The organism is Phaeovibrio sulfidiphilus, assembly GCF_014861485.1.
Lineage (GTDB): Bacteria > Pseudomonadota > Alphaproteobacteria > Rhodospirillales > Rhodospirillaceae > Phaeovibrio > Phaeovibrio sulfidiphilus.
The window spans coordinates 94,591-109,887 of sequence record NZ_JACZHT010000006.1 but is presented as its reverse complement, the minus strand read 5'-3'; the positions used below and the strand labels follow the sequence as shown (position 1 = coordinate 109,887).

10 protein-coding genes are annotated in these 15,297 nt (G+C 66.1%); 2 read left to right on the top strand and 8 right to left on the bottom strand.

Annotation, left to right across the window (positions count from 1 at the left end; translation table 11 throughout):
- Positions 1-55 precede the first annotated feature (55 nt).
- The 5 genes from IHV25_RS08505 to sufB all read right to left on the bottom strand — a co-directional run bounded on the left by IHV25_RS08505 (position 56) and on the right by sufB (position 5,472).
- A complete protein-coding gene (locus IHV25_RS08505; protein WP_192534692.1) occupies positions 56-457 on the bottom strand; it encodes a DUF59 domain-containing protein in 402 nt (133 codons plus the stop codon).
- Positions 458-606: 149 nt separating this feature from the next.
- Positions 607-1,839 (bottom strand): aminotransferase class V-fold PLP-dependent enzyme, encoded by a 1,233-nt coding sequence (locus IHV25_RS08500; protein WP_192534691.1) that lies wholly within the window; start codon positions 1,837-1,839, stop codon positions 607-609.
- On the bottom strand, positions 1,836-3,173 hold the full coding sequence (gene sufD, locus IHV25_RS08495; RefSeq protein WP_192534690.1) for a Fe-S cluster assembly protein SufD: 1,338 nt from the start codon (positions 3,171-3,173) through the stop codon (positions 1,836-1,838). Before sufD ends, IHV25_RS08500 begins: the two co-directional genes overlap by 4 nt.
- Before the next feature lie 7 nt (positions 3,174-3,180).
- A complete protein-coding gene (gene sufC / locus IHV25_RS08490; RefSeq protein WP_192534689.1) occupies positions 3,181-3,942 on the bottom strand; it encodes a Fe-S cluster assembly ATPase SufC in 762 nt (253 codons plus the stop codon).
- 81 nt (positions 3,943-4,023) lie between these two features.
- Positions 4,024-5,472: a Fe-S cluster assembly protein SufB gene (gene sufB, locus IHV25_RS08485; RefSeq protein ID WP_192534688.1), complete on the bottom strand. Its 1,449-nt coding sequence runs from the start codon at positions 5,470-5,472 to the stop codon at positions 4,024-4,026.
- Between the two features lie 331 nt (positions 5,473-5,803).
- Here sufB and IHV25_RS08480 point away from each other — a divergent pair, with 331 nt between their 5' ends.
- Entirely contained in the window at positions 5,804-6,169 is a 366-nt protein-coding gene (locus IHV25_RS08480) for a DUF2934 domain-containing protein (protein WP_192534687.1), read from the top strand.
- Positions 6,170-6,273: 104 nt separating this feature from the next.
- Complete coding sequence (glgB, locus tag IHV25_RS08475; RefSeq protein WP_192534686.1) at positions 6,274-8,511, top strand: 1,4-alpha-glucan branching protein GlgB; 2,238 nt, start codon at positions 6,274-6,276, stop codon at positions 8,509-8,511.
- A 301-nt stretch (positions 8,512-8,812) separates the two neighbouring features.
- Here glgB and IHV25_RS08470 read toward each other — a convergent pair whose 3' ends face one another.
- The 3 genes from IHV25_RS08470 to IHV25_RS08460 all read right to left on the bottom strand — a co-directional run bounded on the left by IHV25_RS08470 (position 8,813) and on the right by IHV25_RS08460 (position 14,773).
- Positions 8,813-10,195: an ankyrin repeat domain-containing protein gene (locus tag IHV25_RS08470; RefSeq protein ID WP_192534685.1), complete on the bottom strand. Its 1,383-nt coding sequence runs from the start codon at positions 10,193-10,195 to the stop codon at positions 8,813-8,815.
- Positions 10,196-10,443: 248 nt separating this feature from the next.
- Positions 10,444-11,031 carry a YcxB family protein gene (locus IHV25_RS08465; RefSeq protein ID WP_192534684.1) on the bottom strand — a complete coding sequence of 196 codons (588 nt, stop codon included), beginning with the start codon at positions 11,029-11,031 and terminating at the stop codon, positions 10,444-10,446.
- A 223-nt stretch (positions 11,032-11,254) separates the two neighbouring features.
- Complete coding sequence (locus IHV25_RS08460; RefSeq protein WP_192534683.1) at positions 11,255-14,773, bottom strand: YhdP family protein; 3,519 nt, start codon at positions 14,771-14,773, stop codon at positions 11,255-11,257.
- Positions 14,774-15,297: the final 524 nt, after the last annotated feature.

Genomic DNA, 15,297 nt, shown 5'->3' with positions numbered 1-15,297 from the left:
CAGGGCAGCGGTCCGACCGGAAAAGCCGGGCCGGGCCGGTGGTGGTGTCCGGGCCTCAGAAGAAATCCAGGGCCGCGCGGGCGACGTCGCTCATGCGCTCCGGCGTCCAGGGCGGATCCCAGGTGAGGGTCACCACCACCTCGCCGATACCCTCCACCGAGGCGGCTCTCTGGGCGACCTCGTTGGGAAGGATTTCGGCCACGGGGCAGCCGGGAGCGGTGAGGGTCATGACAATGGCGCACGATCCGTGGTCGTCGATATCCACGCTGTAGATCAGGCCGAGGTCGTAGACGTTCACCGGGATTTCCGGGTCATAGACGTTGTGCAGGGCCTCGGCGACGGCGTCCACGCTGGCGGGCGTCTGTCCGTCCTCGAGGGGCTTCCCCGCCCGGGCGACCTCGGCGTCTTCGTGAGGCCCGGTAAGGGACATGGTCATGGAGGGATACGGCGGCATCATGGTCGGGAACTTCCCTTCAGACAGGAGAAATCGTTGCACGCGGGGGTGAGGGCGTGAGGTCGCCCCGGACCCGAGGGAGAGGGGCGGCCCCGAAGTGGGGCAGCAGGACCGGAGGTGGACCGGTGCCGTGAGCGGCGTCCGTCCGGATCCTAGAGCAGAAGCGACCGGGCCTTTTTCAGCGCCACAACAAGGGCGTCGATGTCGGCGGTGTTCGTGTAGCAGCCGAGGGACGCCCGGGTGGTGGCTGTCACGCCCAGACGCTTGAGAAGGGGCATGGCGCAGTGGTGTCCCACGCGGACACACACTCCGCTCTCGCCCAGCAGCATGCCCAGATCGTGGGCATGAATGCCGTCGATGGTGAAGGACAGCACCGCCGACTTCTCCGGGGCCCGGCCATACAGCACAAGCCCCTCGATCTCGCCCAGGGCCTCGGTGGCGTAGGCCAGAAGGGCGCTCTCGTGGGCCCGGATCGCGTCCGGTCCCAGGGCGTTGATGTACTCGATGGCGGCGGTCAGCCCGGCGGCCTCGACAATGGCCGGCGTTCCGGCCTCGAAGCGGGCAGGGGGGCGGGCCCAGGTGGTGTGCTCGAAGGTCACGGTCTCGATCATGTCGCCACCGCCCCGCCAGGGAGGCATGGCCTCCAGCAGCTCGGACTTGCCAAAGAGCACGCCGAGTCCCGTGGGGCCGTACAGCTTGTGGGCCGAGAACACGTAGAAATCCACGTCCAGAGCCTGGAGATCAACCGGGCCGTGGACAATGCCCTGGCACCCGTCCAGAAGAACCCGGGCACCGGCCTCGTGGGCCAGGCGGACGATCTCGGCCGCCGGGGTGACGGTTCCCAGCACATTCGAGGTCTGGGTGATGGCCACCAGGGCCACCGGGTTGTCCTGAAGCAGTCGGGCATAGGCCTCCATGTCGAGGCTGCCGTCGTCCAGGATCGGGCAGACCAGAAGGCGGGCCCCGGTCGCGTCCCGGAGCATCTGCCAGGGCACAATGTTGGCGTGATGCTCCATCTCGCTGATGAGGATCGCCCTGTCCGGACCCACGTTGGTGCGCCCCCAGGTGTTGGCCACCAGGTTGATGGCGTCGGTCCCGTTCAGGGTGAACACGATCTCGTCGCTGGAAGCCGCGTTCAGGAAGCGCGCGACCGTGTCCCGCGCCCCCTCGTAGACCGCGGTGGAACGCTCGGACAGCCAGTAGGAACCCCGGTGGACGTTGGCGTAGTCGTTTTCCATCATCCGGGTCATGGCATCAATGACGGCCCTCGGCTTCTGGGCCGAGGCGCCCGTATCCAGGAACACCAGGGGCCGGCCGTTCCAGCTTTGGGACAGGATGGGGAAGTCTGCGCGGACCGCGTCCACGTCATAGGCTGTCGGGCTCATGATGGGTGTTCCGCAGAAAGGACGTCCTGTTTCCAGGTGTTGATGGAGGACTCCAGGGCCTCCCGCAGGGGGGCGTGGGACACGACCTCGAGCATGTCCGAGAGGAACGCCTCCACCAGAAGGGAGCGCGCGACCTCGCGGGTCAGGCCCCGGCTCTGGAGGTAGAAGAGGGCATCCTCGTCCAGCTCGCCGACCGTGGCGCCGTGGGAGCAGGCCACATCGTCATTGTAGATGTAGAGCTCGGGCTTGATGTCCACCTCGGCCCCCCGGGACAGGAGCATGGCCTTGTGCAGCTGCTGCCCGTCGGTACCGGAGGCCCCCCGGCCCACGTTGATCCGTCCCTGGAAGACGGCCCGGCCCGTGCCCCCCAGAACCCCCTTGAACAGCTGTCCGGAGGTCGCTTGCGGGGCCACGTGATCGACAAAAATGGTGTTGTCCACATGCTCGCCGGTCCGGGCGCCGTAGATGCCGCGCACCTCGGCGTGGGCTCCCGCGCCGTTCAGCGTGGCGTAGACCTCGTTGCGGACCAGGCGTCCGCCGAACACCAGGGTCAGGTTGTCATAGCGGGCGTCCGGGCCCAGGTCCGCCAGGGTGGTCTCGATCCGGCTGCTGTCCGGACGCTCCCGCACAAGGCGGGTCGTGGACAGGTGCGCACCCTCGTCCAGAAGTACGCTGGTTACCGAGTTGGCGAAGGTGGGCTCGGCGCCCAGGCTTCCCAGGCTCTCCACCAGGGACAGGGAGGCGCCCTTCTGGAGATGGACCACAATGCGGGGCACGCTGAAGTGCGGGCCGTGGCTGCTGAGCGCGAGGGATACCACATGGATCGGGGTCCGGATGGCCACACCCGGCTCCACGGTGATGACAAGGCCGCTCTGGAACAGGGCGGTGTTGAGGGCCGCCATGGGGAACGTGTCCAGAGCCCGGGACAGGGATCCCCGTTCCAGGGCGGAGCGCACAGAGTCCGGCGGGCTGGCATCGAACCCCTGGATGCTGATGCCCAGCTCCAGAGCGCTCAGGTTCGACAGGTGCTCGCAGAAGTGCCCGTTCACAAGAACGATGCGCGGCGCGCTGAAGGACAGGATCTCCGCGCTCTCGAGGCCGTTCCGGTCCAGGGTCACGGAGGGCGAGGGCGTGAACGGGGTTTCGGCGAGGAAGGACAGGTCCGTGTAGCGCCAGGCCTCGTGACGGCGGGTGGGCAGGCCGTGCGCGTGGTAAATGTCAAAGGCACGGGCCCGCAGATCCTTCAGCCAGTCCGGCTCGGTATCGGCCGGAAGGGGATAGAGGAACGGTGGCAGCGCCTCGGCGGAACGGGAGGAATGAGCGGGACTGGTCATATCGGATTTACTGCCCTGCCTGAGCGGGAATGAAGTCCCCATAGCCCCTCTCCTCGAGCTCGAGGGCCAGGGAGGGATCACCGGTGCGCTGGATCCGGCCGTCGACAAGGATGTGGACCACGTCGGGCACGATCAGGTCCAGAAGGCGCTGGTAGTGGGTGATGCAGAGGAACCCGCGCTCGGGGGAGCGCAGGCGGTTCACACCCTCGGCCGCAATGCGCAGGGCGTCGATGTCCAGGCCGCTGTCGAGCTCGTCCAGGATCATCAGGGTCGGCTCGAGCACGGTCATCTGGAGAACCTCGGCGCGCTTCTTCTCGCCCCCCGAGAACCCGGTGTTGAGGGCGCGCTTGAGCATGGCATCGGGGATTTCCAGATCCCGGGCGGCCTGCTTGATCTTCTTCAGAAACTCGGTGATCTCGATCTCGCCCTCGCCGCGGGCCTTCCGCTGGGCGTTGATGGCGCTCTTCAGGAACGTGGTGAAGGCCACGCCGGGAATTTCCACCGGGTGCTGGAACGACAGGAAAATGCCGGCCTGGGCGCGCTTCTCCGGATCCATGCCGGTGATGTCCTCGCCCCGGTAGCGAATGGTCCCTTCCGTGATCCGGTACCCCGGGCGACCGGCGATCACCGCCGAGAGCGTGCTTTTTCCCGATCCGTTCGGCCCCATGATCGCGTGAACCTTTCCGGCCTCAACGGCAAGGGTCAGCCCCTTGAGAATGGGTTTGTCGTCAATGCTGGCGTGAAGGTTTTCGATTTCCAGAAGAGCCATGGTCGGTATCAATCCCTGTGTTTCGGTCCGGGCGCCTGCGCTGCCGGTGATTTCGTGTCGAGGCCGTCCGCCTCAATGGTGTCAGCCTACGGAACCCTCGAGGCTTACGCTGACGAGCTTCTGGGCCTCCACGGCAAATTCCATCGGCAGCGTCTGGAGGACTTCCTTGCAAAAGCCGTTGACGATCAGCGCGATGGCCTCCTCGGTCCCCAGGCCCCGCTGCAGACAGTAGAAGAGCTGGTCGTCGCTGATGCGGCTCGTGGTCGCCTCGTGCTCGATGGAGGCGGCCGGGTTCCGGTTCTCGATATAGGGCACCGTGTGCGCGCCGCACCGGTCGCCGATAAGAAGGCTGTCACACTGGGTGTAGTTGCGCGCACCGTCCGCTCCCGGAAGCATCTTGACCAGGCCCCGGTAGGTCTGGTTGGACTTGCCTGCGGAAATGCCTTTGGAAACAATGCGTGAGGTCGTGTTCTTGCCGATATGGATCATCTTCGTGCCCGTGTCGGCCTGCTGGGCGTTGTTGGTGATGGCCACCGAGTAGAATTCGCCCGAGGAGCCGTCCCCCTGGAGCACGCAGCTGGGGTACTTCCAGGTGATGGCCGATCCGGTCTCGACCTGGGACCAGGAGATGTGGGCGTTTTCCTTGCAGATCCCGCGCTTGGTGACAAAGTTGTAGATACCGCCCACGCCGTTCTCGTCGCCCGGGTACCAGTTCTGCACGGTGGAGTACTTGATGCGCGAGCCCTTGAGGGCCACCAGTTCCACCACCGCGGCGTGAAGCTGGTTCTCGTCGCGCTGGGGTGCGGTGCAGCCCTCGAGGTAGGACACCTCGGCGCCCTCGTCCGCGATGATCAGGGTACGCTCGAACTGGCCGGTGTTGCGCTCGTTGATGCGGAAGTAGGTGGACAGCTCCATCGGGCACTTCAGTCCCTTGGGGATGTACACGAACGAGCCGTCGGTGAAGACCGCACAGTTCAGGGCCGCGAAAAAGTTGTCCGTGTAGGGAACAACGGTGCCCAGGTACTTCTGGACCAGCTCCGGATGATTGCGGATGGCCTCCGAGATCGGACAGAAGATGATGCCCAGCTCGCCAAGCTGCTTCTTGTAGGTCGTGGCGACCGAGACGCTGTCGAACACCGCGTCAATGGCCACACCTGCGAGAATTTCCTGCTCTTTCAGGGGGATGCCAAGCTTGTTGTAGGTCTCGATCAGCTGGGGATCGACCTCGTCCAGGCTTTTGGGGCCGTCTGCCGGGTTTTTCGGCGCCGCATAATAATAGGAGTCCTGATAGTCAATGGGCGCGTGGGAAATGTTCGCCCACGTGGGCTCCGTCTGGCCCAGCCAGTAGCGGTAGGCCTTCAGGCGCCACGCCAGCATCCACTCCGGTTCCTCCTTTTTGGCGGAGATGAAGCGGATGGTGTCCTCGTTCAGTCCCTTGGGGGCCATGTCGGATTCAATGTCGGTGACAAATCCGTACTTGTACGCCTCCGTGGCCTCGCGAACGGTTTCGATGGTTTCCTGTTTGACCATTGGCTTCTTCTTTTTTCTCTGCCGAAGAGGGAAAACAAACCGGCTCTCGGGAGAGAGCCGGCGAACGTTCGGCGGCTGGGGATGTCTCTTACATTTCTTTCATAGGGTCAACCCCGGCCGTTGGCAAGCCGTGGGCCTGTCGAAATTCGTCGTTCAGCCGTAAAAAAACGTTCACGCCTGCGGGGTTTGGCCCCCGTTCGGATTTCGTGGAATTAGATTAAGTTCGCATGCGAAATTTTTTTTGTGCTATAGTCCCGTGGCTTCGAACACAGTGGCACGCGAGACGGTTTCGGGCTCCCGAAGTGCCCTTGCAGAAAGGAGTTTGATCCAGATGAAGGAAGAGCTTCGGAAAAGAATCGAGGTGTGCGCCTATCTTATGGCCGAGGCGGAAGGGTTCCCTCCGGGACGCGAGAACGACTTCTGGGTCATGGCCGAGGCCAAGGTCATGAGCGAGCTCGCCGCCGAGGCGAAAAAGGCCACGCGCTCCGCCCCCCGCGTGAAGGGGACCGAGCCCGCGTGCGCGGCTCCCGCCGATGCGCCGAAACCCAGGCGCACACTGAGGGCGAAAGTGGCGACGGCGGACGGCGGCAGCTCTGCGGCCGGCACCCCCGCGACCGCGACCACGACGAAAGCCCCGGCCGGCGGACGGGGAAGCCGTTCGACCAAACGCACGCCCTCCCGGGGATCCTCGACCTGAGACCCCGCACCCGGTCCCGGCATGTGCGGGGCCCTTTTCCCCAGTTGTTTTGATACGGCTGCGCCTCCCGATTGATCCAGCCATCCGTTTTTTTGGAAAATGTCATGAACCGTCAGTCCTATGAAGAGGCGGCCACGTCGCTTCTCGCTGCGACCAATAATAACCCGTTTGCTTTTCTCGGTCCTCATGAGGGCCCCGCCGAGGGGGGCGGAGCCGGCCGGCAGGACGCGTCCTCCCGTTGCATCCGTGTGTTTCGCCCCGGCGCCGAGACGGTCAGTGTGATCGACGTGCGAACCGGCACGGATCTGGGGGCCATGCGCCGGCTTCATGACGACGGCCTGTTCGGGTTTGATGTGCCGCGTGGACACGGAACATTGCACTACCGGCTTCGGGTGCGCGAGGACGGCCGGGTCTTCGATGTGGAGGACACCTACCGCTTCGGCTCCATCCTGTCCGATGTGGACCGCTACCTTTTGGGGGAGGGAACCCACCTCGAGATCTATCGCAAGCTGGGGGCCCACCCCATGGTGGTGGACGGCGTGTCCGGGACGGCCTTTGCGGTCTGGGCGCCCAACGCGCGCCGTGTGTCGGTTGTGGGCGACTTCAACCGCTGGGATGGGCGGGTCAACCCCATGCGCTTTCACCCGGGCTCCGGGGTGTGGGACATCTTCATTCCCGACGTCCAGCGCGGTGCCCGCTACAAGTACGAGATTTGCGCCAGCGACGGGACTCTCCTGCCCGAGAAATTCGACCCCTATGCCTTCTACAGCGAGGTTCCCCCCCTGTCCGCGTCGGTGGTCTGGGGTCTTGGCGACTACGCCTGGAACGACGACGCCTGGATGAGGCGGCGCGAGGACACGGCGGGCCGAGACCAGCCCATTTCGATTTACGAGGTCCACCTGGGATCCTGGATGCGCGGCGATGGCAACCGCCTTCTGACCTACGCCGAGCTGGCCGAGCGCCTTGTCCCCTACGTGAAGGAGATGGGCTTCACCCATATCGAGCTGCTTCCGGTCAGCGAGTTCCCCTTCGACGGCTCCTGGGGCTACCAGCCCATCGGGCTTTACGCGCCCACCAGCCGGTACGGCACCCCGGATGATTTCCGGGCCTTTGTGGACACGGTTCACCAGGCGGGCATCGGCGTGATCCTGGACTGGGTCGTGGGGCACTTCCCCGAGGACGCCCATGGCCTCGGCTGGTTTGACGGCACCCATCTCTACGAGCATGCGGATCCGCGCCAGGGACGCCACATGGACTGGGGCACCCTGATTTTCAACTACGGCCGCAACGAGGTCCGGAATTTCCTGATCGCCAACGCGCTCTACTGGCTCGAGCAGTTCCATATCGACGGCCTGCGCGTGGATGCGGTCGCCTCCATGCTGTACCTGGACTACTCGCGCAAGGAGGGGGAGTGGATCCCCAACCGCTATGGCGGGCGCGAGAACCTCGAGGCCATCAGCCTTCTGCAGCAGGTGAACACCCTCGTCTATGACCGGTTCCCGGGAGCGGTCACCATGGCCGAGGAAAGCACGGCCTGGCCCATGGTGTCCCGTCCGGTGCATCTGGGGGGGCTGGGCTTCGGCTACAAGTGGAACATGGGCTGGATGAACGACACCCTGCGCTACATCAGCCTGGAGCCGGTTCACCGTCGCTATCACCAGAACGAGCTCACGTTCGGCCTGCTGTACGCCTTCACCGAGAATTTCGTCCTGCCCCTGTCCCACGACGAGGTGGTCCACGGCAAGGGCTCGATCCTCGGGCGCATGCCGGGCGACGCCTGGCAGAAGTTTGCCAACCTCCGCGCCTACTACGCGTACATGTGGGCGCACCCGGGCAAGAAGCTCCTGTTCATGGGCTCGGAGTTCGGGCAGGGCCGGGAGTGGAACTATCAGGAAAGCCTGGACTGGCACCTGCTGGACTACGAGTGGCACCGGGGCGTGTCCACCCTTGTGAAGGATCTGAACCGCGCATACCGGGAGATCCCCGCCTTCCACGAGTGCGATGCGGAGGGCGACGGCTTCTCCTGGATCGACTGCACGGATGCGGAACAGTCGGTGATCGCCTTCCTGCGCTTCGGAAAGCGGAGCGAGGGGCAGGAGCCGTCCGTTGCCCTCGTGGTCTGCAACTTCACCCCTGTGCCCAGGACCGGCTACCGGCTGGGGGTTCCCAGGGCGGGCACGTGGCGCGAGGTTCTGAACTCGGACAGCGCCTACTACTGCGGCTCGAACCAGGGCAACGACCGGATCGAAACCCGGCCCGTGCCCTCCCACGGCCATATGCAGTCCCTGGAACTGACCCTTCCGCCCCTGTCCACCGTGTATCTGGTGCCGGACGGTCCCTGACCCGCGCAGGGCAGGGCTGCCCGCGTCCCGGCTCCGTGCCTGACTGCGTCGGGCGGGAGCGGGGCGGCCTGACAACGGCAGAACCGGAGCAGCGGCCGGGCCTGCGCCACAGAAGCCATGGAAAAAGCCGGAGCCGCCCTTCCAGTGGGCCGGGCTCCGGCTTTTGTGTTTACGGCCGCTGGTCCGGGACGGGGGAGCGGCGCTCCGACAATCCGGGCACGCACGCCCCGAAAACCGGGGCTACATGTGGGAAGCCCATGCTGCTGTAGCCCGGCGGTCCGGATACCCCGGTGGCGTGACCCTAGGGCGTCTCCTCCTTCCGGGGAACCGCCTCCATCAGGGCCTGGATCTCCGCGACCTTTCCGTTCTCCGCCATGCGCCGGGATGTATAGCCGGCCTCATCCCCCTGGTCGGGGCTCACACCGGCCTTCAGAAGCAGGCGCACGTTGGTCACGGCAGCGGCCCGGGCGCGGTTCAGGTCGGCCTGGGCGGCGTCGTGCAGCTTGCGGGCGGCCTCCACGTTGCCGCCCCGCTCGCGGGCCTCGGTGAAGCGCTCTTCCGCGAGCCGGGCGGTCTGGGTCGGGTTGTAGAGGGACCGCAACGCCATGTGCAGGCCGTTCACCCCGTTGCGGGCCGCCCGGGTGATATCGAACCCCTTGTCATGGAGGGCTTTCAGAAGCTCCGTGTTGCCCTGTCCGGCCGCCTCGGTGTGCTCGAAAATGTCCTGGTAGTTCCAGTCCCGGTCCACGGGCTTTGTCCCCGCGTCCAGAAGAAGAACGGCGCTGTCATAAATCCGCCCCGGCGCCTTTTTGTAGGGCTCCCGGTCCTCGGCGAGAACCCACAGGGCCGTGCGCTCGCCCTCGTCTTTTGCGTTGGGGTCCAGACCCGCTTTCAGCAGCCAGTCAATGGCCTCCACGTGGGCATGCTGCGCCGCGAGATGGAGGAACGTGCTGCCATTCCGGGTTCGCTCATCCAATGAGCCCACCCGCTTGTACAGCGCGAGGATCTCGCTTTCGGTCTTGTTCTCGTTGTAGGCTTTCCAGATGTCATCCCAGGTCCGGGGGCGGTTTTCCTCCGCGATGCGCTTTTGTTCCTGCTCGTCGAGATACGCCTGGTCCCGGCGGGCGATGGCATCCCGGTAGGCCGCGATGTGCTTGCGGAACTCATCCGAGGCAAAGATTTTCGCCTCTTTCAGGGACAGGGGCAGCGCGGACACTTTCCAGCCGTCGTCGGTTTTGAACAGCACGAGCCAGCTTCGGATGTCCTCCTCGCTGTCCACGGCGATGTAGGCGCTGTTCTCCTCGGTTTTGGTTATTTTCCCCGCCTCAAGGCCCTTGGGATACCAGGGGCAGCCCGAGGCCCGGGCGTCCTTGCAGAGGGCGGCCCGGGTTCCGGACGCGATGCTGTCCAGGAATTCCTCGCGGACCTCGGGATAGGCCCGGTTCTTGAGGACGCCGTTCTCCGTGCCGTCATAGTACGCGGCCCGTGAGGCATCCAGGACCGAGTCCAGATCCACAACCTTGAGAAAGGCGTCCGGATCCTTGTCCCGAAGGGATTCGACAAGAGCATGCACGGCGTCCTCGGGGGTGTCGAAGGCGAGGGCCGCGCCCGGCGTGCCGATGCACAGGGCGACAAGAACGGGGACGACAAGACTGGAAAAAAATCCGCAGACACGAAAACGCATGCGCTCACTCCGCAGTTTGGACCGGCCCGGGTTCCGGGGCGTCGGGCTCGGGACCGTCTGTCGCCGCGTCTGCGACGAACAGGAGCCGGGGGGGATCGGTCGGACGACCTCCCGTTATACGGGTCCATGGACTTCGGTGCAAGCTCAGGGGGGCGGGCGGGGCCCGCACTGCGGCAGCGTTGGGCCGCGCGCATGGGGCGGACGCCCGGGGTCATGGGCCTGCCGGGGAAGCCGGTCCGGCGCTGCGGTCAGGTTTCCGTGGCTGCCTTGCGGGGCTTCATCAGACGGGCCCGGCGGGCCGGTACGGCCGCCGCCACAAGCCCGCGGATCCTGTCCACCTCGGCCTCCGACCAGGGGCGCTTGGGCAGGAGGAAGTAGCGCGCGCCGTCATGGAGATAGAACGCGGTTTTTGTCTCCCGCGCGAAGGTGAAGAGCCTCCAGGAGACCCGCGCATCCGAAAGGGGCGAGCGGACATAGAGAAACTCATCCGTAAAGCCGTAGTACAGGACGCCCTTCATATACGAGGGGCCCGACGTGGCCTTGCTGGACGAATAGAAAACAAGGGCTACGATCACCAGGAAAACCGCCGTGATCTGGAGGACACTGGGCCCCCAGTCCCGGATGTATTCCTCTTGCATCAGAATGGAAAACGGCACCTTGCGAGAAAGGGAGACCGCAAGAAGGGTGAGGACCGCCAGATAGACCGATCCGGAAAACAGGAAGAACCCCCTGAGGCTCTCGAGGGTGTAATCGCGCATGTCACGTTTTGTGAACGTGATCTCGCGGGAGTTTTCCGGATAGTGGAATGTGAACGTCCGGATTGAAGTGTCGGCCATGTCTCTGTCTCCTGCCCCCGTATCCCGTATCCCGTATCCGGTGTCCCGTGACCGGTATCCCGTGTCCCCGTTCCGGGAGCCCCCTTCCGGGCTCCGGTCCGGCTCACCGTCCCTTCCGGGGGAAGCGCCCCGTGCGCGCTGAAAGGTCAGCAGGGTCCGGCCCGCTGCCACCGTGTGTTCGGCCGCGCCCGGATCCCGTCTTTGTCAGGCAGATGTGCCCCGCCTAGTTGTCGTTTGAGAATATATTGAATATACCTCGCAGGAAGCCCGGCGCAAGAACGGAAAGTGGATTGACCGACACCTTGGGGTCATCCAGGGATCCGCTCAGCGAATAGTTGGCGGCGAAAAGTCCCTCGTCCTTCCCCCCCTGGAGAAGGTCTCCGACCAGGGGGATGTAGCCCAGAAGGGAATTGACCGCATAGGCCGGCACAATGGCGCCGTGGATGGACAGGGTCCGGGCGGAGCGGTCAACCGTCCCGGAGGCGGTCAGCCCGATGGAGGATCCCTTTGCACTGGCGTCCTCAAGGGTCAGAACTCCGGCCTTGTAGCGGAACGGGGCGCGGGCGTTCGAGAAGCCCAGGCCCGGCCCCTTGAAGGCGTCAAGGATCCCCGTAAGCCCGGCCACCGAGACCAGCTTCGCAAGAACGGGAGCATTGGTGACCCGGAAATCCTTCATGCGGGCCAGCCCCTCAACCGTGTGATCCGCGCTGATGGTGCCCGACACACGGAACGTGCCCCCCTTGATGGTGTCCAGGGCGCCCAGGGCTTTCAGCAGGAGCCCCGCATCCTCCGCATCGAAGGTGAAGGGCTGGGGGCCGCCGGGCGCCTGCGGTGGCTTGACGGCAAGCTGGAAAGATCCTCCATCCCGGATCCGTCCTCTGGCCTCGGCCCGGAGCCATTCGGTGCCGCTGTGGGAGCCCTCCAGGGTGACCTGGTCCAGATACAGGGTCTCGTCCATGCGCACCGAGCTCAGGGATGCCGAGAGGGAAAACGGCGTTCCCGCCTTTTCGGGTGCGGCCCCGGGTTTGGTGTCGGGCCCCGGGGGCGAGGCAGGCTGGGAACCCGGTCCGCTCGTCTCGAACAGGGCGCGTGCGTCGATATGGCCGTCGGTCACAACGATGGCCGCAGAGCCATCAGAGCTCCAGGACACCTCCGCGGCCACCTGGCTGTCCAGAACCTGAAGCGTGCGGATCCGGAACTGTCGCGGGCGGACCTCGGGCTGGGTGGCAAGGCCCAGTGTGCCATCAAGGCGCGCTTCGGTGCCGGCCCTGGCCTTGATGGTCAGCTGGCCGGTCTTCGGACCCAGGCGCCCGGACAGGGTCAGGTTCGCCGTCTGTCCCGGGCTCTTTTTCCATCCCAGGGCGGGAACGGCCAGCTCGGTCTGCGCCAGATTGAGCTTGATGTCGAGGTCGGTTGTGGTCTTGTCAGGGCGGACAACAACAGCCTCCAGGTTCATGGGGCCCCGGGCGGAGAGGGGGCCGTCGTCCGGCAGCTCGAAGCCCATTGCCGCGCGACCCGCCTCGTCAACCACTCCTGTGATCTCGTAGCGCGAGCGGAAGGGGGCGTCGGAGGTGAAGTTCTCACGCCACTGAAGCGTGGTGCCGACCGGGCCCACAGAGGCGGTCCCTTTCACGTCCATGCCGTCTTCCGTCAGGTCGAGGGTCAGGACACCGCCGGTCAGGTCCTGGCCCCACAGCACGTCCGGAAGCCCGACGTCGGTCAGATCCGCTCTGGCCTCCACATGGATCTGGTCGAACTCCAGGTCCGCGAGCATGGGGAAGCGGAACACCAGACGCCCGGTGGCGTGGCCTTTCATGTCATCGGGCCGGATGCCCAGCTCGGTGGCGTAGCCGAACGGCTCCATATCCAGAACCGTGAGGGCCGAAACCAGGCCGCCCTCCACATCCACCTCGATGTCCGCGTCCTGGTCCTCCTCGTCGATTCCGCTGAACGTGAAGGCGCCGCCCCGGATGAGAAGGTCGTCAAAGCCCCGGACGCCCCCGGAGGAGACCCGGCCCGAGATGGTGTCGGTGCGAAATTCAAGAACGCCCTGTACCCGTTCCAGAGGGGGCAGCGGCTTGCGACACCACAGGGACGCATCCGTAACCCGGGCCTGACCCTCCATGTGAACCAGGTCCAGATCGCCCGCACCGTCGGCTGCCAGGTCGAGAGCGATGTGCCCGTCGTCCAGGTCTCCGCCGATCAGGTTTTCCTGGAGCCACAGGCGCGCGTTCTCTGCCGCTCCCACCGGCCAGAGCGCCACGATGTCCAGCGCTTTCACCGACTGGAAGCCCGTATCCAGATGAATCCTGGGCTCTGTCGCGAGATCCCGGATGTCTCCGCTCACGCTCACAGTCCCGCCGCCGGGCACCTGAAGCCGCAGGGAGCGCACGGAAATCTCCCGGGCGCCGGCGGTCACGAAGATCTGGGCACCCAGATCCCGCACGGTGAGCGGTGCCGGGAAGAGGGGCAGGGCCACGCTGACAGCCGGGCTCTCCAGACGCAGGGACGCCCCGCGCAGGCCGTTGCGAAGGCGTTCCGACAGTTCCAAGGGCTCCGCGAGGGGGGGCTGGTCCGGGCCCGGGGGCGGCTCGTTTTGCGCGGTCCCACGGGAACCGGTCGCGGGGCGCCCGAGAAGGGCCGGCACATCGACCTGAAGCAGCATGGACAGGTTGAGGCGGCCCCTGACGGCCTCGCTCCACCCGGTCAGATCCTTTGGCATGGGCCCGGGGGCGAGGTCCGGAGCGGGCAGGGATTCATCCCGGGTATCCGGGCCGCCGGAGGAGGTGTCGTCGGCCATGGGCTCCGGCCCTGCAGCCTCCGTGTGCCCGGTCCCGGGTGCGGCCGGGGCGGGGTCGCCCGGCCGGGCAGGGGGCATGCTGGCGCTCCCCGTGCCGGGGGACGGGGGCGTCTCTCCGGAGACGGTTGCAGCAATGCGAGCCACCTCCTCGAGGGAGAGGCTCTCCACATCCAGGCGCACCGATGCAAGGCCCGAGTGCCCGCGCATCAGGTTGACGGACAGACCCAGGCCGGTTCCCCGCGGTTCGGCCCCCCCGAGCGCGTCGCCTGTCGCGTCCCGGGGAACGGAGGGCGCGGGCAGCGCTCCGTGAACCTTCAGGCCGATGGTGGCCGGGCGCACGTCCACGGTCACGTTGATGTCCTGGATCTGGAAATCGGCGCCATTCTGCCTGTTTTCAAAGATAAAGACACCCTCGCGAAGGGACAGCAGGAGCGAGCGCAGGGGCGCAAGCTGGTCCAGGGCCGCCAGCAGGGCACCGGTGTCATCGCCGTCGCCACCGGACAGCCAGGTGCTCAGGTCACCGGAGGAGTCCGGGCTCCCGCTGTCCGGAGTGTCCTGCGCCCCCGAGTGATCCATGAGGTTCATGCGCATCCCGATGGAGCCATCAGCGCGGCGGACCAGATAAAGAACCGGCCGGCTGATCTCAAGGGACCGCACGGGGAGCTCACCACGCACCAGTTTCCCCGGCGAGAGGCGGAGTTTCACCTCGGGCACCATGCCCAGCGGGCGTCCGCCGGTTCCCAGGATGCTCAGATCCCGCAGGGTGACCGAGGGGGCCTCGCGCCAGGACGGCCAGTGGAACCGGGCGCCTCCCAGCGTCAGGTGAATGTCGGTGCCGGACAGGTAGTCCCGGGCCTGGGCCTCCAGAAAGCCAATGAACGGCTCCAGGGAGACCGGACCCTGGGACAGCCGCCAGAGAAACACGCTGGAGACAAGGAACACAAACAGGGCGCAGGCCAGGGAGAACCTTACCAGCCACAGGGCTCCGGCAAGGGCCCTCCGGCCGGTTCCGCGGGGTCCACCCCCGCCGCCCCGGGCCGCCGTCCGCGGCGCCGCAGGTGTGTGAGGGGGTGAACCCGGCTCCGCATCCGGCCCCCGGTTCCCGGACGCCAGCGTTGCCTCCGTTTCGATCCCCGGCTCCGCCTGCGTTTTGATCCCCGGCTCCGCCTCCATACCGAACCCCGGCTCTGCGTTCAGGCCGGACACGTGCGGCCCCTGGCCCGGACCGTCCCCGGCTTCGGGGCGGGCGGCGCCTTTGAGCGGCAGGGGGTCGCGGGTTGGGTCGTGCCTCCGGGTCACAAAACCTTCCTTTGCGGCAGTCAGCAGGGGCCTGAACACAGAAAGGCCCGCGGGCGCTCCCGCTCACGGGCCGCCTGCGGGTCAGGGGTATCCTTTCATATAAAGCCATGGCGAGCCTTTGCGAAGCCACGATCTTTTGCCCGGGTGAAATTGGCTTCTTCTTGACG

Excerpts from the sequence above, each read along its gene's own strand:
- IHV25_RS08505 (WP_192534692.1), bottom strand. The coding sequence starts at position 457 with ATGATGCCGCCGTATCCCTCCATGACCATGTCCCTTACCGGGCCTCAC.
- IHV25_RS08470 (WP_192534685.1), bottom strand. The coding sequence starts at position 10,195 with ATGCGTTTTCGTGTCTGCGGATTTTTTTCCAGTCTTGTCGTCCCCGTT.
- IHV25_RS08480 (WP_192534687.1), top strand. The coding sequence starts at position 5,804 with ATGAAGGAAGAGCTTCGGAAAAGAATCGAGGTGTGCGCCTATCTTATG.
- IHV25_RS08465 (WP_192534684.1), bottom strand. The coding sequence starts at position 11,031 with ATGGCCGACACTTCAATCCGGACGTTCACATTCCACTATCCGGAAAAC.
- sufD (WP_192534690.1), bottom strand. The coding sequence starts at position 3,173 with ATGACCAGTCCCGCTCATTCCTCCCGTTCCGCCGAGGCGCTGCCACCG.
- glgB (WP_192534686.1), top strand. The coding sequence starts at position 6,274 with ATGAACCGTCAGTCCTATGAAGAGGCGGCCACGTCGCTTCTCGCTGCG.
- sufB (WP_192534688.1), bottom strand. The coding sequence starts at position 5,472 with ATGGTCAAACAGGAAACCATCGAAACCGTTCGCGAGGCCACGGAGGCG.
- sufC (WP_192534689.1), bottom strand. The coding sequence starts at position 3,942 with ATGGCTCTTCTGGAAATCGAAAACCTTCACGCCAGCATTGACGACAAA.
- IHV25_RS08500 (WP_192534691.1), bottom strand. The coding sequence starts at position 1,839 with ATGAGCCCGACAGCCTATGACGTGGACGCGGTCCGCGCAGACTTCCCC.